20 protein-coding genes are annotated in these 19,615 nt (G+C 64.0%); 9 read left to right on the forward strand and 11 right to left on the reverse strand.

Going from position 1 to position 19,615, the window contains the following annotated elements; genetic code table 11:
* Window positions 1–8: 8 nt before the first annotated feature.
* Window positions 9–452 carry a MarR family winged helix-turn-helix transcriptional regulator gene (locus KXR83_RS22900; protein ID WP_437426821.1) on the forward strand — a complete coding sequence of 148 codons (444 nt, stop codon included), beginning with the start codon at window positions 9–11 and terminating at the stop codon, window positions 450–452.
* Here KXR83_RS22900 and KXR83_RS22905 read toward each other — a convergent pair whose 3' ends face one another.
* The 6 genes from KXR83_RS22905 to KXR83_RS22930 form a co-directional block, all read right to left on the reverse strand.
* On the reverse strand, window positions 453–1,316 hold the full coding sequence (locus KXR83_RS22905; RefSeq protein ID WP_437426822.1) for an alpha/beta fold hydrolase: 864 nt from the start codon (window positions 1,314–1,316) through the stop codon (window positions 453–455).
* 196 nt (window positions 1,317–1,512) lie between these two features.
* Entirely contained in the window at window positions 1,513–2,580 is a 1,068-nt protein-coding gene (locus tag KXR83_RS22910; protein WP_437426823.1) for an NAD-dependent epimerase/dehydratase family protein, read from the reverse strand.
* 103 nt (window positions 2,581–2,683) lie between these two features.
* Window positions 2,684–4,312: an MDR family MFS transporter gene (locus KXR83_RS22915; RefSeq protein ID WP_437426824.1), complete on the reverse strand. Its 1,629-nt coding sequence runs from the start codon at window positions 4,310–4,312 to the stop codon at window positions 2,684–2,686.
* Window positions 4,313–4,801 (reverse strand): MarR family winged helix-turn-helix transcriptional regulator, encoded by a 489-nt coding sequence (locus KXR83_RS22920; protein ID WP_437426825.1) that lies wholly within the window; start codon window positions 4,799–4,801, stop codon window positions 4,313–4,315.
* A 129-nt stretch (window positions 4,802–4,930) separates the two neighbouring features.
* A complete protein-coding gene (locus KXR83_RS22925) occupies window positions 4,931–5,434 on the reverse strand; it encodes a polyketide cyclase (RefSeq protein ID WP_437426826.1) in 504 nt (167 codons plus the stop codon).
* 48 nt (window positions 5,435–5,482) lie between these two features.
* Entirely contained in the window at window positions 5,483–6,610 is a 1,128-nt protein-coding gene (locus KXR83_RS22930) for a beta-mannosidase (protein ID WP_437426827.1), read from the reverse strand.
* Window positions 6,611–6,768: 158 nt separating this feature from the next.
* On the opposite strand from KXR83_RS22930, the gene KXR83_RS22935 reads away from it, so the two are divergent.
* A complete protein-coding gene (locus tag KXR83_RS22935) occupies window positions 6,769–8,256 on the forward strand; it encodes a flavin-containing monooxygenase (protein WP_437426828.1) in 1,488 nt (495 codons plus the stop codon).
* Here KXR83_RS22935 and KXR83_RS22940 read toward each other — a convergent pair whose 3' ends face one another.
* Complete coding sequence (locus tag KXR83_RS22940) at window positions 8,257–9,498, reverse strand: lipase family alpha/beta hydrolase (protein WP_437426829.1); 1,242 nt, start codon at window positions 9,496–9,498, stop codon at window positions 8,257–8,259. It abuts the gene before it with no gap.
* A gap of 131 nt (window positions 9,499–9,629) precedes the next feature.
* On the opposite strand from KXR83_RS22940, the gene KXR83_RS22945 reads away from it, so the two are divergent.
* Complete coding sequence (locus KXR83_RS22945; RefSeq protein WP_437426830.1) at window positions 9,630–11,084, forward strand: MFS transporter; 1,455 nt, start codon at window positions 9,630–9,632, stop codon at window positions 11,082–11,084.
* A gap of 70 nt (window positions 11,085–11,154) precedes the next feature.
* Window positions 11,155–11,439 (forward strand): 4a-hydroxytetrahydrobiopterin dehydratase, encoded by a 285-nt coding sequence (locus tag KXR83_RS22950; protein ID WP_437426831.1) that lies wholly within the window; start codon window positions 11,155–11,157, stop codon window positions 11,437–11,439.
* Between the two features lie 112 nt (window positions 11,440–11,551).
* Here the strand turns inward: KXR83_RS22950 and KXR83_RS22955 are convergent, their stop codons facing one another.
* Both KXR83_RS22955 and KXR83_RS22960 read right to left on the reverse strand, forming a co-directional pair.
* Entirely contained in the window at window positions 11,552–12,700 is a 1,149-nt protein-coding gene (locus KXR83_RS22955) for an acyl-CoA dehydrogenase family protein (RefSeq protein ID WP_437426832.1), read from the reverse strand.
* On the reverse strand, window positions 12,700–13,932 hold the full coding sequence (locus tag KXR83_RS22960) for an acyl-CoA dehydrogenase family protein (RefSeq protein WP_437426833.1): 1,233 nt from the start codon (window positions 13,930–13,932) through the stop codon (window positions 12,700–12,702). Before KXR83_RS22960 ends, KXR83_RS22955 begins: the two co-directional genes overlap by 1 nt.
* Before the next feature lie 60 nt (window positions 13,933–13,992).
* Here KXR83_RS22960 and KXR83_RS22965 point away from each other — a divergent pair, with 60 nt between their 5' ends.
* From KXR83_RS22965 to KXR83_RS22975, 3 genes are all read left to right on the forward strand, one after another.
* Entirely contained in the window at window positions 13,993–14,592 is a 600-nt protein-coding gene (locus KXR83_RS22965) for a QsdR family transcriptional regulator (protein WP_437426834.1), read from the forward strand.
* 117 nt (window positions 14,593–14,709) lie between these two features.
* Window positions 14,710–15,393, forward strand: coding sequence for an HAD family hydrolase (locus KXR83_RS22970; RefSeq protein WP_437426835.1), 684 nt, complete (start codon window positions 14,710–14,712; stop codon window positions 15,391–15,393).
* A 105-nt stretch (window positions 15,394–15,498) separates the two neighbouring features.
* Window positions 15,499–15,693, forward strand: a complete 195-nt coding sequence (locus tag KXR83_RS22975) for a hypothetical protein (protein ID WP_023958137.1) — start codon at window positions 15,499–15,501, stop codon at window positions 15,691–15,693.
* A 76-nt stretch (window positions 15,694–15,769) separates the two neighbouring features.
* On the opposite strand, the gene KXR83_RS22980 is transcribed toward KXR83_RS22975, so the two are convergent.
* Window positions 15,770–16,210, reverse strand: a complete 441-nt coding sequence (locus KXR83_RS22980) for an SRPBCC family protein (RefSeq protein WP_437426836.1) — start codon at window positions 16,208–16,210, stop codon at window positions 15,770–15,772.
* Window positions 16,211–16,449: 239 nt separating this feature from the next.
* Here KXR83_RS22980 and KXR83_RS22985 point away from each other — a divergent pair, with 239 nt between their 5' ends.
* Both KXR83_RS22985 and KXR83_RS22990 read left to right on the forward strand, forming a co-directional pair.
* Window positions 16,450–17,661, forward strand: a complete 1,212-nt coding sequence (locus KXR83_RS22985) for a polysaccharide deacetylase (RefSeq protein WP_437426837.1) — start codon at window positions 16,450–16,452, stop codon at window positions 17,659–17,661.
* 38 nt (window positions 17,662–17,699) lie between these two features.
* A complete protein-coding gene (locus tag KXR83_RS22990; RefSeq protein WP_437426838.1) occupies window positions 17,700–18,659 on the forward strand; it encodes an alpha/beta hydrolase family protein in 960 nt (319 codons plus the stop codon).
* Window positions 18,660–18,666: 7 nt separating this feature from the next.
* Here KXR83_RS22990 and KXR83_RS22995 read toward each other — a convergent pair whose 3' ends face one another.
* A complete protein-coding gene (locus tag KXR83_RS22995; RefSeq protein WP_437426839.1) occupies window positions 18,667–19,503 on the reverse strand; it encodes a class I SAM-dependent methyltransferase in 837 nt (278 codons plus the stop codon).
* Window positions 19,504–19,615: the final 112 nt, after the last annotated feature.

A 19,615-nucleotide genomic window follows, 5' to 3' on the forward strand; every position in this document is an offset into this window, starting at 1 on the left:
CTTCGAGTGTGAGCGATTCCGACTGGGCAACTGCGACGGCCGTCCTGCGAGTGTCCGCACAACTGGTGGATGACATCTCGGCCGGACTGGCCGAGCGGGGCTACCACGATGTGCGACCAGTTCATGGGTTCGTGTTCGCGGAGTTGTCCGAGAATGCCTCCACCGCAGCCGATCTGGCCACGGCATTGCAGATCACCAAGCAGGCCGCGGCCCAACTGATCGTCTATCTGGTCGAGCGTGGTTATCTCGACAAACACCCGGACCCGAACGACCGTCGCGCTCAACTGGTGACACTGACCCAACGCGGTCGCGAGTGCATGGTCGCAGCCCGCGAATCCGCGGAGCGATGCGTTCAAGTATGGCGAGATGAGCTGCCGGACAAGGACTTCAAGGCACTGACGCGGGCCTTGGACGCCATTGCAGTACCGGGCAGACTCAAACCGAGCTGGTGATCAGCTCGTCGTGCGCGTCCGTGCCTCCGGCACGGCGAGGAAGTCTTCGACTATGGCGACGACCTGATCGGGGCTTTCTGCGTGAGGATAGTGGCCGACGCCGCTGAGAACCTCGAGTCGACTGCCCGGAATCGCTTCGTGGGCCGCGTAGCCATGCGACACCGGGATGATCTTGTCTGCATCGCCCCAGATGAGAAGCGTGGGCAGGGCAGAGTTCAGGTACAACCGGTTCAGAGCGCTCACCGCCTGACCGCGGTAGTCCACCACCGACCGCAGTGTCCTCAGGAACGCCTGCCGCGTCTCGCGATCGCCGAGCGAGCTGTAAGCGCGCCACGTCTCGTCCGCGCGCGGCGAGTGCACGCCGGCGGACGCGAACCACGAGCGAATCTTGTTGCCTGCCCGGAGAACTGGTTGCGGCGCAATCACCGGGAGCACAAACTCGGCCCCGGGAGCCGAGAGCACCCGCAGGGTCCAGTTCACATCGGGTCCGAGCCCACCGCTACCGATCAAGACTAGGCGCTCGCAATACTCCGGATGTTGGTAGGTGAACTGCATGGCCACCCCACCACCGAGCGATTGCCCGACCACCGTCACCCGGTCGATCCCCAATTCCCGCAGTAAGTCACGGAGGAACGCGGCGAACGCACCCAGTGAATAGTCGCCGCGCGGTTTCGACGATTGACCGTGACCGGGCAGATCCGGTGCGATGACCCGGTGTCTCGCCGCAAGGGACGGAAGTACCGCATTCCACGTCTCCGAACTCCCTGCCATCCCGTGGATCAGTAAGAGGACCTCCGAACCGCTCCCCTCGTCCCGATATGCGACATGGTCGCCGTGCAGATCCAGGTATTTCAGTGCAGTCATTGACGGATTTCCTGTCGCGATAGAGCCGGGGCCGCGAAGGGGTCGGCGTCGATCCACGTGCCGACACCGTTCGGCCGTACGCGCGGCACCGTGCCGCAACCCATCACCACGATGATGCCCCCTGACAGGGGCCCAATCTACGCGCTGGGGGTCCACTTCCGCTTGTGATCACCGATCACGAACGCATACTGCGCCGTCACCGATCGCGCCTGCCGACACCCTGCGAGAGTTCTGCGATCCTCCGGGCAGGCCCGTCCGGTGCCAACGGTTCGGTATCCATCCCCGAACCCTCCCGGACCCCTTCGATGAACTCCTCCAGCGCGTCCTTTGCGGTGTACCGCGGGGACCAGCCGAGCTCTCGTCGAGCGCGCGTGATGTCCATCAGGGGCAGTCGTAAGACGGTGTCGAACAGGCCAGGTGAGGCGGGGATGACATGGGCGTGCCACGCTGCCCATACCCCCGCACGCAGCAACGGGGCAGGCGCCGGGATCGAACGCGCCCCGAGCATCTTGGCCAGGTACTTGGCGTCCACCTTCTCGTCGGTGGCGAGGTTGAATGCCCCGCGGACCGGCCGGACGGTCGCCTCGGCGAATGCCTCACCCACATCCGCGCTGTGTAACGCCTGGAACGACAGCCCCGGCGTCCTCGGAACCACAGGGATCAAGGCGCTGCGGACCAGCTGCCGCGGAAGGAACGGCCCGACGAAGAGACGCCGTTGCGCCGTGGATGCCTCCCGTTTGAAGATGAAACCAGGCCGCATCCTCACGACCCGCATCTCGGGGTTGCTGTGCTCGTAGCCGTCCAGCCACCGCTCGAGATACGCCTTCTCGCGCGGATAGGCCGCGCCCGGCCAGCCGTTGGTCGGCCAGCTCTCGTCGACGGGGGTGTCCTTCGGGCCAGGCGAGTAAGCGGCGACCGAGGATGAGTAAACAACAGCCGGCACATCCTCGGCCGCAGCGGCCTCGAACACCCGGATCGCGCCGCCGACGTTGTTCTCCCATGTCGAAACGGGGTCATGGGTGGGTTGAAAGATCCACGCGAGATGGATGACAACGTCTGCGCCACGAAAGAGGGGCCGCAGATCGTCCTGTCCCGTATCGCCAACGAGGAACTCTGTTTTCGGGTACGTGAGGTCTGTCGGACGGCGTGCGATGGCGCGGATGGATCTCACCTCGGACCGGGAAACGAGGGCTTCGATGACGCTCGTGCCCACATTTCCCGTCGCTCCGGTGACCACAACGGTGAGTGGTTGTGTCTCGCTCATTTGCTCCGGGTACCCAGGGCTCCCCCGCTCGACACCATCAGACGGCGGAACCCCGCGCATGGCATCGTGCACGGGGTCCCTCGGCCCAGATCGGGTCGGCGTATCAGACCTTGACGGTGGCCCGGGTGTTGTCGTCCCGATCGGCCGACTTGGACTCGCCGGACGTTTCGGATTCGGTCCCGTCGGGTGTCGAGTCGAGATCGATCGTCCGGCGCAGTGGCCGGTTGGGCAGGAGCGACACCGCAATCAGCGCAACAACCGCTGCCGCAGCTGCGATCAGGAAGATCCGCCCTGTTGCGTCGCCGTAAGCGGCGCGAATGATCGATTCGACCGGCCCCGGCAGTGAGTCGATGTCGAGGCTGCCGCCGGAGGAGCCGCCTGTGATCCCGAGCCGCGCAAGGCCGCCCGACGAGAGGTCCGCCACGCGAGTGGCAAGAACCGACCCGAGGACCGAGACGCCGATTGCGCCGCCGAAGGTCCGGAAGAATGCCACGTTGCTCGAGGCAGCTCCGATGTTGTGAACGCTGACCGTGTTCTGGACCACCAACACGAGGTTCTGCATCAGCATGCCTGTGCCGAGCCCGACGATCAGGGTGAAGATACTCACCGACCAGAGGTTGGTCGCGTGGTCGATCGTCCCCAGCAGAGCGAAGCCGACGATGAGCAGAACCGACCCGGTCACCATGAACACCTTCCACTTGCCGAACCGGCTGATCAGTTGACCCGATCCCACCGACGCGATCAGCATCCCGATCACAAGCGGAATAGAGAGCATGCCGGCGATCGTCGGTGAGAAACCGCGCGCGGTCTGGAAGTACTGGCCCAGGAACGTAGTCGAACCGAACATCCCCAGTCCCACTGCGATGGACGCGATGATGGCGAGTCCGGTGGTGCGTTCGGTCACGATCTTGAGCGGGATGATCGGCGCCTTGACTCGTGATTCCACCAGCACGGTGGCCACCAGCAGAAGCAGTCCGCCACCGACGTACATCGCAGACTCCCGGGAGATCCAGTCGTAGTATCCGGCTTTGCCCGCGAAGGAGACCCAGATCAACAGCACGGAAACGCCTGCGGTGAGCAAGGTGGCTCCCAGCCAGTCGATGGAGATGTTCTCGGCACGCACGGTCTTGATGCGGAGGGTCTTCTGCAGCAGGAACAGGGCGATCACTGCCAGTGGCACGCAGACGAAGAAACACCAGCGCCAGCCGAGTGGGCTGTCGACGATGACGCCGCCCAGGATGGGTCCGCCGGACATCGAGACGGCCATGGTGGCGCCCATGTATCCGGAGTACCGGCCCCGCTCACGGGGAGACACGATGCTGCCGATGATCGCGACGACCAGCGCCGTGAGACCACCCATTCCGATCCCCTGGACAACGCGTGCAGCGAGGAGAACCGGCACATTGTGCGCGAAGCCGGCGATGATCGAGCCGACCACGAAGATGATGATCGCGCTCTGGACAAGCATCTTCTTGCTGAAGATGTCGGCCAGCTTGCCCCAGATCGGCGTCGACGCCGCGTTGGCGAGCAAGGCGGTGGTGATGACCCATGCGTAGGCCGTCTGCGACCCCTTCAGATCGCCGATGATCGTCGGCAGGGCGGTGGCCACGATCGTCGTGCTCAGCAAAGCGGTGAACAACGCTGCGAGCAGCCCGATCATCGCCTCGAGGATTTCGCGGTGGGACATCGCGTATGGATCGTGCTTCGCCACCGCCTCGGTTGAACTTGACATCTACTTCCCGTCTTTCCCTGTGATCGTTTTCTGCGCCGGCCGTTCGGCCCGGTGCGCGTGTCTGGTCAATGAACCTCTGAGTTTTCGAAAGGCGCTGCCGGCCGCTTGCGCGTCTGCCTCGTCCCAGTCGTCGAGTGCGGTCTGTAACGACTCGGCACGCGCAGCCCTCGTTCGCCCGAGGAGCTCGCGACCTGCACTTGTCGTCAGCAACTGCGTGGCCCGCCCGTCACCGGGGTCCGGACGGCGAGCGACGTATCCCTCGGCGACCAACTCGGCCACGTGCCGACTCAACGCGGACTGACTGATGCACAGATCCGATGCCAACTCGTTCTGGCGGCACTGCCCTCGTGCCTCCAGTGCCATGAGCACACCGAGACCACCTGGCAGTGCCGGGCCTTCGTCCGTCGTCACGACGGCTCCGCGAAAAGCGCGACCCATCAGGTACAGCTCCTCGATCAATTCGCTCGCTGTTCCTGATGACACCGGCACGACGACTTCTCCCTCATATAATTGATTGCACTACACAACTTATATAAGTTACATGCGGCAATCAACTATTCCCTGGGCGCGGAGTACACCGCGGACCGAACGGGAGCCTTGGCGGAGTCCGCCGTACGGCTAGCGCGTCAAGCCCGTATTCGGCGAGGCCAGCGGGTATCCGCGGCGTACGGTTCGGGCGAGGATGCCGAGGGTGCTGCGTAGCGCAGTGGCAGAGATCACCGGAAAGATCCCCTTGGCTCGCCACTCCGGATGGATGTTCGACCAGTCGTAAAACGACACCACACGCGTACCGGCCTCACCGTCGGGATGAAGCTCATAGCCGTAGACGTGGCCGATCTGCGGCCGTAAACGGCCTTTGACAGTCCATGAGATCTCGCGACCGGGCACAAACGTCTCGATGACAACCGAGACGTCGTACTCCCCGATCGGTACGTCCCCCAGGGCCTCGCGGTCCATGTGCACGACAAACGTGTCCCCGATTGCAGTGACACGGTCGCCTGTGGCACTCATCAACATCCCGGATGCGTCGATTGCCACGTGACCTTGCGGATCTGTCAACACCGCGAACACGTCTTCGACGTTCGCGGGGATGACACGTTCGGCCTGTAGTCGCTCGATCATGGCCAGGACGGTATCGCGTTCACCGATGACCGCGCGGTCTGCCGCGCGTCAGGGTCCAACAGTGTTGAGCTCGGCGACGAGATCGAAAGCGGGATCGTCCGGGCCGATGTCGAACGTGCACTGTTGCTCGCGCGGATCCGGCACGAAGGCCCAGAACAGCGCGCCCGCAGTGCCGGCGGCGCGTTGGCCATCGATCTTGGTCTCGAAGTCCTCCACCCGGTCCTCACGGGTGCCGCACGACCCGGCGTTCTGCCCGATCTCGGCGACCACCAGTGGCTTCCCGACCGCCTGGGCCTGCACGATATGGGTGGCGAGGCCATTCCATACGTCGCCGGGCAGCGGCACGCCGTCAGCGCCGTAGTCGTGATACTCGAGCACGTCGACGTGAGGTGAAGCCCCGAGCAGCTGGTAGTCACCGCCGGCCGACCCACATTGCCCGCCTCCGAGCAGCCCCGCCCAGATCGGGGTGGACGGATCCGCTGCCCGCACCTTGGCTCCGGCTTGGTCGAAGAAGTTCCGCAGGATCTGCCCCGAGTCGGCCGGGCACGTCCGGTTCTGCCAACTGCACGCAGAATCGCCGCACAAACTCGTCTCGGGTTCGCCGACCAATTCCCAACCGGCCAGCGCAGGCGACGACTTCCACCGGTTGACCGCTGTGGTCACCCATTGGTCGAATCGGAGGGGCGCCCCTGCCGGGACCAAGGTCTTCCAGCCGGTCGTGTACCAGCTCCGACCCTTGAACAGCTCGTCTTCGCAGGCACCGTCGCCACCGGTGAAGACCGGCACGACCATCTGGTCATGAGCTTCGGCCGCGGCGAACACCGCGTCCATCGGACCGAAATCGAGCTCGCCCGTGAACTTGTTGACCGCCAGACGCTGGAAAGCGTTGAAGCGCGTCAGGGAGTTGGGCTCGAGCGACGAGAAGTAGGAGTCGAGGTCGACCATCGCGCCGCAACCCTGGTTCACCGACCAGTCAGTAGCGAGCTGGTAGGCGTTGAACCCGCTCGGCCACCATGGCGATCCATCGAGCTCGAGACCGTCCGCGGTCGCCTCCACCCTGTTCGGCCCGGCCGCTTCTGCGGGCCCGGCCTGGGCCCACTGGGTGGACCCGACACCGACCAGCAGGATCATGGCCAATGCGAAGAAGTAGTACGTACGATGCGTGGTGCGTTGCATGTGATGGAGAGCCTGTCCTCGTTTTGACCGTGACGCTCATAGTTGCACAGCTTTGTGAACGAGGAAACTGCTTCGTAAAGGAAACAGCGAGAACGCGGCCGCCCGTCAAAAGACACGGTGACCTGCGCGATCGCCGCCGGCACGACCGAAGAGGACCGATGACCCAGTCAGATCACGTCGATGTCTTGATCATCGGAGCAGGACTCTCGGGAGTCGGCGCCGCCTGCCACGTGCGGGAGAAGTTCCCCGACCGGAGCATCGCGATCCTGGAGAGCCGGCCCCGCATCGGCGGTACATGGGACCTGTTCAAGTACCCAGGGATTCGGTCCGATTCGGACATGTTCACCCTCGGATACAAGTTTCGGCCCTGGGTGGGTGACAACGCGATCGCGGACGGCCCCTCCATCCTGGAATACGTCCGGGCAACAGCCGCCGAATACGGGATCGATGAGACGATCCGGTTCAACCGCCGGGCCGTGCGTGCGGAATGGTCGAGCAGCGAACAGCTCTGGACGGTTCACATCGAGCGCACCGACGTCGGCGCCGAGACCCGGACCGAGACCATCTCCGCCAACTTCCTGATGTCCTGTAGCGGCTACTACCGCTACGACGAGGGCTACACGCCCGACTTCCCCGCGATCGAGCAGTTCTCCGGGACCATCGTCCACCCGCAGCATTGGCCGACCGACCTCGACTACACCGACAAGCGGGTGGTGATCATCGGCAGCGGGGCCACCGCCGTCACGTTGGCACCGTCGATGGCCCCCGAAGCCGCACACGTCACCATGCTCCAGCGTTCGCCTTCCTACGTCATCTCTATTCCCAAGCAGGATGCCATTGCGAACAGACTGCGCAAACTACTTCCCGAGAAATGGGCTTACGCCGCCGCGCGCGGCAAAGGCATTGCCGTCTCCACGGCCATTTACCAACTGTGTCAACGTTATCCACAGTTCATGAAGAAGCAGATCCGGTCATGGCAAGAGCGGCAACTGCCAGATTTCGACATCGACACCCACTTCGCGCCGCGCTACAACCCCTGGGATCAACGCCTGTGCCTCGTGCCCGACAGCGACCTGTTCCGCGCCATCAGAAAAGGGTCGGTGTCCATGGCCACCGACCGGATCGCCACCTTCACCGAGAGCGGCATCGAACTGGAATCCGGCGACCATCTCGACGCCGACATCATCGTCACGGCCACCGGCCTCAATCTGCTCGCCCTGGGCGGGCTCACGTTTGTGGTCGACGGGGAGGAAGTCGACCTCACCGACACGATGACCTACAAGGGCATGATGCTCAGCGGGATTCCCAACTTCTTCTACGTGGTCGGGTACACGAACGCATCGTGGACCTTGAAGGCAGATCTCGTGTGCGAGTACATGTGTCGCCTGCTCGAACACATGGACGCCAACGGATACGGCGAGAGCGTCCCGGTGAAAGACCCGTCCGTACAGGAAGAACCGTTCCTCGACTTCGCTGCCGGATACGTTCTGCGTTCGGTCGACTCGTTTCCGCACCAGGGTTCACGGGCTCCCTGGAGGCTGCGGATGAACTACTACCGTGATGTCCTCACCTTGCGCCACGGGACGGTTGCTGACGCGCCGATGAGGTTCCGGGAGCGCAATGCGTCCCTGACCTCTGCCGGCTGATCAGCCGGCCGGCGTCGACTTCTCCCGCAGCCGCTTCGCCAGCCACTCGTAGACGGCTTCGTTGTTGAGCAGGGTGAAGTGGTGGGCCGACCCGAGATGCATCCCGTCGTCGTCACGAAAACCGATGTCGCGCAGCTTGTCCCGGCCACGGGCACTGACATGGAGCACCAAACCGTCACCGAGATAGCGGCCGAGCAGGTGTTCCGGGTCTCGGGTGATCGAGGCCGAGACAAAACTGTGTTCGGCATCGGCGAGCAACGGAACCTCCGCGATGGCGGCCTGGCGCAAGGCGTCGAGATCTCGGCCCGTCCAGTCTTCGTCCACCAGCGAACCGGCGTACAGGTCCCGGATCCCGGCGCTGCGCCTGTGTAGCAGGCGGCCGATCGGACGGGACTCGGGCAGTAGCTGCAACAGCGCGGTGGCGGTGTGTACGGTCCTCGCCAACGGGGCTCCCAGATGCGGAGATCCGAGACAGACGATGTGGCGTACTTTTCCGGCCCAGCCAGCCCCCACGAGCGAGGCCCCGTGACAGGCGCTACGTGCCACGAGACCACCCATCGAGTGCCCGACCAGCGCGATCTCTTCCACGGGTACAGGCCAGTTCCTCACCACGTCCTCGATGAGCTCGGCGAGATCACGGCCGTTCTCGGAGATGTGTCTCCCCGTGTTGTACCGCACCTGCAGTTCGCTGAAGCCGAGCTCGGCCGACAACCTGGCCCCATACGTCGGCCTGCCGCCGATACCCCAGGCGACTTCGGTCTCCATCAATCCGTGCGTGAAGAAGACCAGTTTGGGCGTCGCGTGGGGGTAGGCGTTTGCCAGGGATTCCTTGTCCGCGTGTTGAATTCGCCCGTCGACCCGGAGTGACATCGGCGTGGCCAGTGGCGAATCCTGTTCGGCGAGCGCGTCACCGATCAAACCGGTCAACGCCCCGAGCGCAATTGCACCGCGTTTGGTCTCGGACGGCACCCGCCCACGTCCGTCGACGGTCCGTGATGCCACCTGCGCTGCCACCTCACAGGCAACGGCGATGGATCGATATGTTCCATCGGCGATTGCGTTGTGAATGATCCGCGACGGCGCCGCCCAGGGGCCGACACCGAGCTGCACCCCCGAGAACACGCGGTCAGAGATCGCCCGGTGCACAGTACCGACGCCGGTCACCGCCTTCCCGACCTCCTCGAAGGCCAGTTCCGCCAGCGCGCGAACCTCGTCTTGCCGCGAGCCATCCACATCGATCATGCATTCAGTGTACAACCGTGCACTGAGGACCGCGTCTGTGGCGACCGCTTCCTGACAGAGCAGTTGCACACCGGCTACCGTCCGACCATGGCATTGCACCGCTTCGCGCCGGCTCGAGGGTGGCGATGTAGGTGAGCGCCGCCACGCCTACCTCCACGCCCACGCCCGGTCCCGTCCTGGTTGTCGCGATCCTCGCGTCTTTTGTCGCGTTCCTCGACGGATCTGTGGTGAACCTCGCCCTTCCCGCCATCTCGGACGACCTGGGAGGTGGGCTGAGTACACAGCAGTGGGTGGTCGACTCATACCTCCTCGCCCTGGGCGCACTGATACTTGTGGCCGGCGCGATCTCTGATGCGTTCGGGCGCCTGCCGATGCTCCGGATCGGGCTCGTGATCTTCGGCCTGGCATCCATCGCGTGCGCGGCTGCGCCGACCGACCTCGTCCTGATCATCGCCCGCGGGCTGCAAGGTGTGGGCGCGGCCCTGCTGGTGCCCAGTTCCCTCGCGTTGATCAACTCGGCCTTCACCCCGGACGAGCAGCCCAAGGCGATCGGTACATGGACCGCGTGGACGGGCACGGCCTTCGTGATCGGTCCCCTACTCGGTGGTGTCCTCGTCGACACGTTGAACTGGCGGTGGATCTTTGCCGTCAACGTGGTGCCGGTGGCAATCACCCTGGTGCTGTCGATGCGGCTTGTCGAACCGGCCCGCACCACGCCGCGCGAACGCATCGACGTACCGGGCGCAGTGCTGACCGCCGGCGGTCTCGCCGGAACCGTCTACGCCCTCATCGAGCAGCAACGTCTCGGTCTGAGCAACCCCGCGGTGGCTGCAGCCTTGGCACTCGGACTGTTGTGCCTGGCCGGGCTGGGCTGGCGCGAAACGCATACCGACCATCCGATGATCCCCGCGAAGATGTTCGCGGTCAGGAACTTCGGTGTCGGCAATCTCTCGACGACGTTCATCTACGCCGGATTGTCGATGGGCACACTGGTGACGGCTCTGTACCTGCAAGAAGTCGCGGGTTTCTCGGCCTTGATGGCCGGGCTCGCGACGTTGCCGGTCCCGCTGCTCTCGTTTTTCATCGCTCGGCCGGTGGGGGCGCTGTCGGCACGATACGGCCCCCGCGTATTCATGGCGTCCGGGCCGATCATCGCCGGGTGCGGTTACCTGCTCATGCTGACCACCGGCGACGACTTCGACTTCTGGACACAGATGTTCCCCGGGCTTGTGCTCTTCGGGCTCGGCCTGTCGATCACCGTCACACCGCTGACCTCGGCCGTCCTCGCATCGATCGATCGGCAACACAGCGGGATCGGCTCGGCGCTGAACAACGCGATCTCACGGATCGCCGGCCTGATCGCTGTTGCCTGCACCGGAATCATCGTGGGCGGCACGCTGGACACCGCTTCATTCCATCGTGTCGTGGCGGTGACCGCGGCCCTGTTCATCGTCGGCGGCGTGGTCGCGGCCATCGGTATCCGCAATCACGGCCACCATCCCGAACAGGTCGCGGTGACGGCGGCCGCACAGTGCTGTGATCGCTCGACCACTCCCCCTGACGTCCGGCCTGCTGTCGGCCACTGACCGGTGCAAGCACCCACCGGTGCGCCGACGACGATTGAAGCGAAGGCCTGGTGGTGGAAACATCGGGACGATGACCGCACTGCTGACCGAATCCGACATCGTCGCTGCACTCGCCGATCTACCCAAGTGGCAACGTAGGGGCGACTCGCTGACTCAGACGATCGATTGTCCGGACTTTCCGGCAGCGATCGCATTGGTGAATCGGGTGGCCGAGGCCGCAGAAGAGGCCAACCATCATCCCGATATGGATATCCGTTGGCGCACAGTGACTTTTACCCTCAGCACGCATTCGGCGGGCGGAATCACAAGCCTCGATGTGATGTTGGCGCAGCGAATAGACAACCTGGCTCCCTGACTGGCCGGCGCTCTCGGCGAGCGAGTCCGTATCGAAGACACCGCCGGGCGAGCCTGCGCGGCCCGCCCGGCGGGTGTTGCGCCCCCGTGCGGATGAGAACAGTGATGCGGTGTCAGGCCTTGGTGAGCGCCGCGTATCGCGCTATGTGCATGTCCGCAGAACCGAACTCGTACTCGATGGCCGTGAGCCGTTTGAAGTAGTGGCCGATCGCGAGTTCCTCGGTCATGCCCATCCCGCCGTGCAGCTGAACGGCGTTCTGCCCGATGAATCGCGCCGCCCGACCGATGGTCGCCTTCGCCGCCGACACCGCCAGCGCGCGTTCGGTGGGCTCTGCCTCCAAGTTCAGGATGGCGAGGTACACCGCAGCAATCGACTGTTCGAGCTCCATGTACATGTCGACCATTCGATGCTGCAGCGCCTGAAAACTGCCGATCGGCTGACCGAACTGCTGACGCTGCTTGGCGTATTCGACGGTGTCCCCCAGCACTTTTCGCATCAGCCCGACAGCTTCGGACGACACCGCCGCAGTGGCCTCGTCCACGGCCCGGTCGATCGACGCCCATGCATCGCCTTCGCCACCCAAGACGGCATCGGCGGGTAGGCGTACCCCGGTGAACACGAGATCCGCCGCGTGCCGGTCATCGATGGTGCGGTAGGCGTGGACGGCCAAACCTTCAGGAGGGTTGTCGGCACCAACATCAACAAGGAACAACGAGATCCCCGAGGTGTCGCGCCGGCCGCCCGCAGTCCGGGCGGTGACAAGCAGATGGTCGGCGAGGGGTGCACTGCTGACAACCACTTTCGTGCCGTCGAGCACCCACTCGTCGCCGTGTCTACGGGCGATCGTCGACACATCATTGAAGTCGGGACCCGATGTGGGTTCGGTGGCCGCGAACGCCGTGATCGCATCCCCCGCGACCAGTTTCTCCAGAACGGCCGTGGCGCGATCCCCGCCCGCCCGTTGCAACAAAACGCCGCCGAAGACAACTGTGTCCACGAAGGGCTCGACAACAAGAGCCTGGCCGAGTGCTTCGGTGACGATCATCAATTCGACCGGCCCACCGCCGATTCCACCGGCTTCCTCCGGAAGGGTCGCACCCAGGATTCCGAGTTCGTCAGCGAAAGCTCGCCAGATCGACGGCTGCCATCCTGCCCCCGTCTTGGCGGCCGCCCGACTCTTCTCCAGGTCATAACGGTTGGCCAAGAACTTGGCGAGGCCATCGCGGAGCAGTTCTTGCTCTTTGGTCAAGTTGAAGTCCATCAGAGCCCCAATGCTGCTTTAGCGAGAATATTTCGCTGAATTTCGTTGCTACCGGCGTAGATCGAGCCCGCCCGGTCGTTGAAGTAACGCAGTGGCGCGACTGCCTCCCACGGTTCACCGCTGACGTAACCGTCCGCGGGCTCGGTGAACTCGGAGATCGGACCACCAGGTTTGGTCGCGTGCGGTTGGTAGACCCGTCCGCGTGTACCGGCGGCCTCCAGGGTGAGTTCGGTGAGCTTCTGGCTGAGTTCGGTCGCAAGCACTTTGAGCATTGACGAGGCAGGACCCGGATCTTTGCCCGACGCCATCGCCGACAGCGTTCGGTATTCCAGGATCTCGAGGACCTTTGTGCGAATGCGGGCTTCGGCCAGCTTGGCCGAGAAACCGGGATCGTCGATGAGCGGGCGTCCACCGGGCCCCGGCTGCGACGCCGCCGAGGTGGCCAGAGACTCCGCCATCACCTGCAACGCCGGGGCGGCCGCGCCCCCACCTCGTTCGAACACGAGGAGATACTTCGCCACGGTCCAGCCGTCGTCGATCTTTCCGAGCACGTTTGCCTTGGGCACCCGCACATTGTCGAAGAACACCTGGTTCTGGACCTGCTCGCCCGATGTCATCACCAACGGTCGTACTTCGATGCCGGGCGAGTTCATGTCGATCAACACGAAGGTGATGCCCTGCTGCTTCTTCTGCTGCCGGGATGTGCGAACGAGGCAGAACATCCAGTTCGCCTCGGTGGCATGGGTTGTCCAGATCTTGCTGCCTGTGCAGACCAGGTCATCGCCGTCGTCCTTCGCCGCCATCGAGAGGGACGCAAGATCCGAACCGGCCTCGGGTTCGGAATATCCCTGGCAGAAAAAGACCTCGCCGGTGAGGATCCCGGGTAGATAGTAGTCCTTCTGTTCCTGGGTGCCGAAGGCGATGATGGCATGGGCAACCATCCGAATCCCCATGGGAGACAACGACGGTGCGCCGGCGATGATGGACTCGCGACTGAAGATGTAGTGCTGGGTGAGGGTCCAGTCGCAACCGCCGTGCTCGACCGGCCACGCAGGCGCCGCCCAGCCTCGCTCGTGCAAGATGCGCTGCCACTCCATGCTCGCCTCGTGGTCGGAGTAGACGCTGGTCATCAGACGGCCGGCACGGCGCAGGTCCGGGGTCAACTTCTCGTCGAGGAAAGCGCGCACCTCGTCTCGAAACTCCGAATCGGCGGCCGACCATTGCAAGTCCATGTGCGCTCCTGAAGCGGTGTGCTGATTGACCGGAGGGCCGGTCGGAGACAAAATCTACTTATGTCTCACCAGACCGTCAACAGCCGGTCACACCCTCGCGTGCACCGTGACGACGTGATCGACCTCGCGCACGACTGGTTCCTCGCCGGCAGGCGGGTCGACATACAGGCGCTGTCACGCGAACTGAAGATCGGCCGCGCGACGATCTACCGATGGTTCGCGGGCCGGGAAGTGGTTCTCGGCGAAGTCGTGTGGCGAATACTCATCGAGGCCATCGAACGGGTCGAGGCGCGAGGTGGAGCGCTCGATGCCGACAAGTTCGTCAGCAACTTCGGTTTCCTCGCCGAGACCGTTCGCAATTACCAACCGCTCGAACGGTTCGTCGCGGATGACCCCGAATATGCGCTGCGGGTCCTCACCTCGCGGTACAGCGTGGTGCAGGGCAGGTTGATCGAATGGACTGTCGGCAAACTGGCCGCCATGCCCGAGCTCTCGCGGTACCCGGACACTTCCGGTCTCGCGTATGCAGTCGTCCGCCTGGGTGAATCGTTCATCTGGAGTGACATGATCACCGGTGACCCTCCGCAACCCGACAAGGCCACCGAGATGGTGGGCATGTTGATCGCGGGCGCATGCGCGAATTCTTCTGGTCGAGCCTGATCTGCGCCGTGGCCGTACAGCTTCCACCGATACTGGTCCGGCTGCACCCGACCCCGGCAGCGACGCGCGGATAACATTCCCTCATGGCGTCGCGAACACACCATCGAGCTACCGGACATGACTGACATCCGCTGGGCAACGTTCGACTGTTACGGCACGTTGATCGACTGGCGTCACGGACTCTCGACCGGGATGGAGTTGATCTTCCCGGGCCGCGGCGCGGACCTCCTCGACACATTCAACCGGCACGAACCACAGGTCCAGGCTCAGTTCCCGGAGATGCGCTACCGCGAGGTGTTGACCGAGACGTTTCGTCGCACCGCCGACGAAGCCGGTCTTGTCCTCAGGGCCGACGACGCCGACGTGCTGGCCGCGGGTATCGCCTACTGGCCGCCCTTTCACGACACAGCTTCCGAGCTGGCCCGCCTGCGGGCATCGGGGTGGCGTATTGCCCTGCTGACCAATTGCGACCGCGACATCATCGGCGCAGCGCAGCGCCGCCTCGGGATTCCTGTCGATGCGGTCATCACCGCCGAGGACGTGGGTTCGTACAAACCGGCCCATCCGCACTTCGAACGGTTCGCCCAAACCTTCGGGCCCGAACCCGGTCAGTGGGTCCACGTCGCACAGGGCTACTTCCACGACATCATCCCGGCTCATGCCCTCGGCATCCCCAGGGTGTGGGTGAACAGACTCGGCCAGAGCGACGACCCATCGATCGCCGATGCGGTGATCCCCGACCTGAGTCGGCTGACCGAGGTGGTCGCCGCGGTCGGTACCGCCGCCGCTGCGCGCTCGTGAGGAGTCGAACGTCACGCACCGCGATGTGTAGCGCTGCGAACTGGCGGGTATTCGCCTGACGGCCCGGGCAGCAGCCTCGGGCGAGCACGGCGACGAGAGGGAGACATGGCGGAGTATCGAGTTCTCAATCCAGACGAGGATGTTGTCGACAAAGTCGAATTCAACAACGCCGAAGACGCCTACGAGTGGTTCAAGAATCGCGAGGTGCCCTCAGGACAGCTCGGTTTCCGTATGGAGGTCAACGTCGACGGAGACTGGCGGTTCTTTGACCAGACCGATGGAACCCGATCACGCGACTGACTCCGTGTAGGCGGTCACACCGCCGGCGGACCTTGCTGCATCCAACGGACATACCGTTGGATGCAGCTTTTTTCTGCTACTCCGCCGTTCGGGACCGCTCGGCGAGCAACGCCAGACGCCGCAGAGCCTCCGAGTTCCTCGGATGAACCGCCAAGTGCTGGATCTGGTCGGGCATCAGTGACAACGGCGGGTTGGCCGCGTGCTCGATCATCTCGATGCGGCACCCTTGCGGAATCTCGTGCAGGCGCAGGATGATCTCGGCCTTGCCGAAGGGCAGAGCCCGCGCGATCAATCGCAGCTCGCGCCCTTCCTCCATACCCACCGACTCCGTCCGGTCGTTGAGCAGAACGGGCCACAGCCCTACCGAATGCGCGATGTTGCTTCCCGGTTGCGGCCAGTTCGCATCGACCGCACGTATCCGTGACGACCCGACAACCCAATTGGCATACGACCAGCCGTCTGCGAGTACACGCCACACATCTTCCGTCGACGCGGTTGTTTCATGCGTTGTAGCCACGAACCCCTCCAGTGCTCTCGGCAGGCCTGCGGGTCGGGACTCGACCCGCGCGAAGCAGCAGCGCCGCTATCTCAGCCGGTTGTCGATCTTACGGATCCGATGTACCCACCGACGTCGATCTCACACGTGACCATGGTTTCCGGGGTACGGACGACGCTGCGGCCGACGGCGATTCGTCAGGCCGTTAACCTGCCGAACTGTTAAGCTCCGCGCGAGTCAAGGCAGCGCTCGGGCGGCCGATGGCCGCGCGAAAGGTGAATACGTTGCAGTTGCGGCGCATAGAGCATCACGTCCGTCGATCGCTCTCACTGGCTGTGGCCGCCGTGATCCTGGCCGGCTGCGGAACCGGCGGTGATGCGGACGGGCCCGACAATGTCGCAGTGGGACCAGTCGACACCACCTCTGAACCCGTCTCGACGCCTCCGCCTGCTCCGGCTCGGCTGGAGAGCAACGTTGCGATGGAACGACTTTCGCCGAACGCCAAACCGCCCCAGTTCGTGTTGTTTTCCTTCGACGGTGTCGGCGTATCAGAAAACTGGGATCTGTTCCTGGACACCGCGAGCGAGGTCGATGCACGCTTCACGGCTTTGATGACCGGCTTGTACTTCCTCACCGACAAGAACAAGAAGAAGTACACCGGACCCGGTTACGCGGCCGGAGAGTCCTCATTGGCTTTCGGAGGCACCGAGAAGGAAGTCATCGAACAGGTCGACTATCTCAATCGCACGTGGTTCGCCGGTCACGAGATGGGCACTCACTACGTCGGCCATTTCTGTGCCGGCACAAAGAACCCCGGGCGCGACTGGACCACCGCCGAATGGAACCACGAACTCGATCAGTTCTTCCGGCTGATGACCGAGTGGAAGTCACTCAACAACATCCGGAACGCACCCGATCTCGCTTTCGGGCCCGAAGCCGTCAAAGGCGGGCGTACGCCCTGCCTCGAAGGCGGTATGGGGCAACTGTTCCCGGCATTGGGAGCGCACGACATGACGTGGGATTCGTCGAAGGCGGCCCGGCAACCGGGCATCTACTGGCCGACGAAGGTCGGCAGCATCTGGGAGTTCCCCATCCCGTACACGTGGTCACCACCGCTGAATCACAGGCAGACCGCGCTCGATTACAACTACTGGTTCACGTTCAACCAGGCCAAGGACAGCCCCGCCAGCGCACCGAAGATCCGCCGTATCGTCAAGGAATCCTACGACTACATGTTCCGGCGAGCCTATGAAGGCAACCGGGCCCCATTGGTCATCGCCAATCACTTCAATGATTGGAGCGGGAACGCGTTCAACCCCGCCACAGCTGACTTCATGCGCGAGGCATGTGTGAAACCCGAAACGATCTGTGCCACCTATCAAGACGTGATCGCGTGGATGGAATTGCAGGATCCGGCGGTGTTGGCGCCATGGCGAAAGATGGCACCGGTTGCCGTCGACGCCGACAGCTGACTGCACCCCACTGCCCGAACATCATGGAAGGTCTCCCGATGCGACGACAACGCATTCTTGCCCTGCTCGGTTCACTGGCCGCCACGGCCGGCCTGATCGCCGGCTGTTCCGACGACGGAGGCGACGCCGGAGAAGTGGCTGCCCAGTCGTCCGTCGCGAGCGCCGGGCCCTCGGTCTCGGACGAGGTCACGGTGACCCGGATTGACTACCCGACTCTGGACGGTACGGACCCGGAGCAGAACTGGGGCGATCTCTACCTGCCCGCGGGACCGCAGGCGGTGGATTCCACACGCCTGGTCGTCTTGATCCACGGTGGGGCCTGGCAGTCCCAGCTGGGTGCTGATCTCTTCGATCCCTTCGCCCGTGACCTCGCTGCACGGGGAATGGCGGTGTACAACATCGAGTATCGCCGGCTGGGTTCAGGCGGGGGCTGGCCGACCACATTCGAGGACGTCTCGCAGGCCCTCGACAATGTCATCGCGATCGACAAGAGATTCCCCCAATTGGAGACCACCGACGCACTGGTGGTCGGACACAGCGCCGGAGCCCAGCTGGCGGTCTGGGGTGGGACACGGCACAAATTGGATCCCACCGAGGTGGGTGGCAATCCGAAGTTCCGACCTACCAGAGTGGTCTCGCTGGCCGGTCCCCTGGACATGGTGCAGGCGGTTCGCAACGGCGACGACCGGATCGTCGCGGCACTCGGCGGGACTCCGGGGCAGGTACCGGAGCGTTACGCGTCGGTGGACCCGATCCAGAATCTCGATCCTGGAACTCCGGTGATCGCCGTCCACGGCACCAGGGACACCGTGGTACTTCCCGCCTTGTCGCAGCGGTACGTCACTGCACTGAAGAACGAGAACGGCAGTGGCCGTGTGGTTCTGATCGATGGCGAGGATCACGGCTCGATCGTGAGCTCGAACTCCGCAGCCTATCGCCAGATACTCGACATCATCACGGAGGGATCAACCAAGAGTGTCGACCAACTGAGCGAGTGACCACCTGTCATCGCACGGTTGCGGTGACCAAAAGGTATTCCCACTCCATCACGCCGTCATGGGTCATGGCAGCGCGTGCGAGTTCGTCCAGACCGTCGTCGAGCGCTGCGACAGCCGCGGGGTCCGCCGCATTCGCGTTGTACACCGCGATGGTGGGCCCGTACGTCTTCTTGAAGAAGCGGCGGAACTCTTCCGGACTCTGAAAGCGATCGACGGTGAGTGTCCGCCGCTCGGCAGTGACGTCGGCATGGTCACCGAACAGTTCGCGGACGTGGGTTTCGTCGCCCCACAGCGGAGGAGGCTGCGCCCCCGGTTGTGGCGCGGGTGCGTACGGCTTCATGGTCGCGAACATCCGGCCGACGAACCCGCCGGGCGTCCAGCTGATCAATCCCACCCGCCCGCCCGGGCGGCAGACACGGATCAGTTCAGCGGCAGATTGCTGGTGATCAGGAGCGAACATCACTCCCACGCACGACATCACCACGTCAAAACTGTTGTCGGCAAAGGGAAGAGCCTCGGCATCGGCCTCTTGCCAGGACAGCTGTACGCCCTGCTCGGCAGCAAACGCACGACCGGCTTCGAACAGCTCGGGGGCAAGGTCCGCCGCGATCACCTCGGCTCCGGCTCGGGCTGCCGGTACGGACGCGTTGCCCGAGCCGGCCGCTACGTCGAGCACGCGGTCGCCGCGCTGCAGGTCGAGTTCGGCCACCAGGATCTCACCGAGAGCGGAGATCACCTCAGTGGCGACCGCCGGATAGTCACCCGACGCCCACATCGCGCGGTGCCGTATCTTGAGCTCGTTTGTGGTTGGACCTGACGTGGTTCTGGTGGTGTCGGTGGTCATGGCATGGGCCTCATCTCTTGCGTGATCGGTTCATCTCAGAGTCCGACCGTGGCCCACCAACAGTCCAGTGCTGGATCTGAACCGGTCCAGTACAGAGTTTGTACTGGTCAGT

Origin of the sequence: Williamsia muralis, assembly GCF_051487485.1 — a bacterium.
Taxonomy (GTDB): Bacteria; Actinomycetota; Actinomycetes; order Mycobacteriales; family Mycobacteriaceae; genus Williamsia; species Williamsia muralis_B.

What these genes read in the sequence shown, in the direction of transcription:
- KXR83_RS22960 (WP_437426833.1), bottom strand. Translation starts at nt 13,932, where the DNA reads ATGGACTTGCAATGGTCGGCCGCCGATTCGGAGTTTCGAGACGAGGTG.
- KXR83_RS22995 (WP_437426839.1), bottom strand. Translation starts at nt 19,503, where the DNA reads ATGACCACCGACACCACCAGAACCACGTCAGGTCCAACCACAAACGAG.
- KXR83_RS22970 (WP_437426835.1), top strand. Translation starts at nt 14,710, where the DNA reads ATGACTGACATCCGCTGGGCAACGTTCGACTGTTACGGCACGTTGATC.
- KXR83_RS22940 (WP_437426829.1), bottom strand. Translation starts at nt 9,498, where the DNA reads ATGATCGATGTGGATGGCTCGCGGCAAGACGAGGTTCGCGCGCTGGCG.
- KXR83_RS22925 (WP_437426826.1), bottom strand. Translation starts at nt 5,434, where the DNA reads ATGATCGAGCGACTACAGGCCGAACGTGTCATCCCCGCGAACGTCGAA.
- KXR83_RS22905 (WP_437426822.1), bottom strand. Translation starts at nt 1,316, where the DNA reads ATGACTGCACTGAAATACCTGGATCTGCACGGCGACCATGTCGCATAT.
- KXR83_RS22965 (WP_437426834.1), top strand. Translation starts at nt 13,993, where the DNA reads ATGTCTCACCAGACCGTCAACAGCCGGTCACACCCTCGCGTGCACCGT.
- KXR83_RS22990 (WP_437426838.1), top strand. Translation starts at nt 17,700, where the DNA reads ATGCGACGACAACGCATTCTTGCCCTGCTCGGTTCACTGGCCGCCACG.
- KXR83_RS22935 (WP_437426828.1), top strand. Translation starts at nt 6,769, where the DNA reads ATGACCCAGTCAGATCACGTCGATGTCTTGATCATCGGAGCAGGACTC.
- KXR83_RS22915 (WP_437426824.1), bottom strand. Translation starts at nt 4,312, where the DNA reads ATGTCAAGTTCAACCGAGGCGGTGGCGAAGCACGATCCATACGCGATG.
- KXR83_RS22955 (WP_437426832.1), bottom strand. Translation starts at nt 12,700, where the DNA reads ATGGACTTCAACTTGACCAAAGAGCAAGAACTGCTCCGCGATGGCCTC.
- KXR83_RS22910 (WP_437426823.1), bottom strand. Translation starts at nt 2,580, where the DNA reads ATGAGCGAGACACAACCACTCACCGTTGTGGTCACCGGAGCGACGGGA.
- KXR83_RS22985 (WP_437426837.1), top strand. Translation starts at nt 16,450, where the DNA reads ATGGCCGCGCGAAAGGTGAATACGTTGCAGTTGCGGCGCATAGAGCAT.
- KXR83_RS22950 (WP_437426831.1), top strand. Translation starts at nt 11,155, where the DNA reads ATGACCGCACTGCTGACCGAATCCGACATCGTCGCTGCACTCGCCGAT.
- KXR83_RS22975 (WP_023958137.1), top strand. Translation starts at nt 15,499, where the DNA reads ATGGCGGAGTATCGAGTTCTCAATCCAGACGAGGATGTTGTCGACAAA.
- KXR83_RS22930 (WP_437426827.1), bottom strand. Translation starts at nt 6,610, where the DNA reads ATGCAACGCACCACGCATCGTACGTACTACTTCTTCGCATTGGCCATG.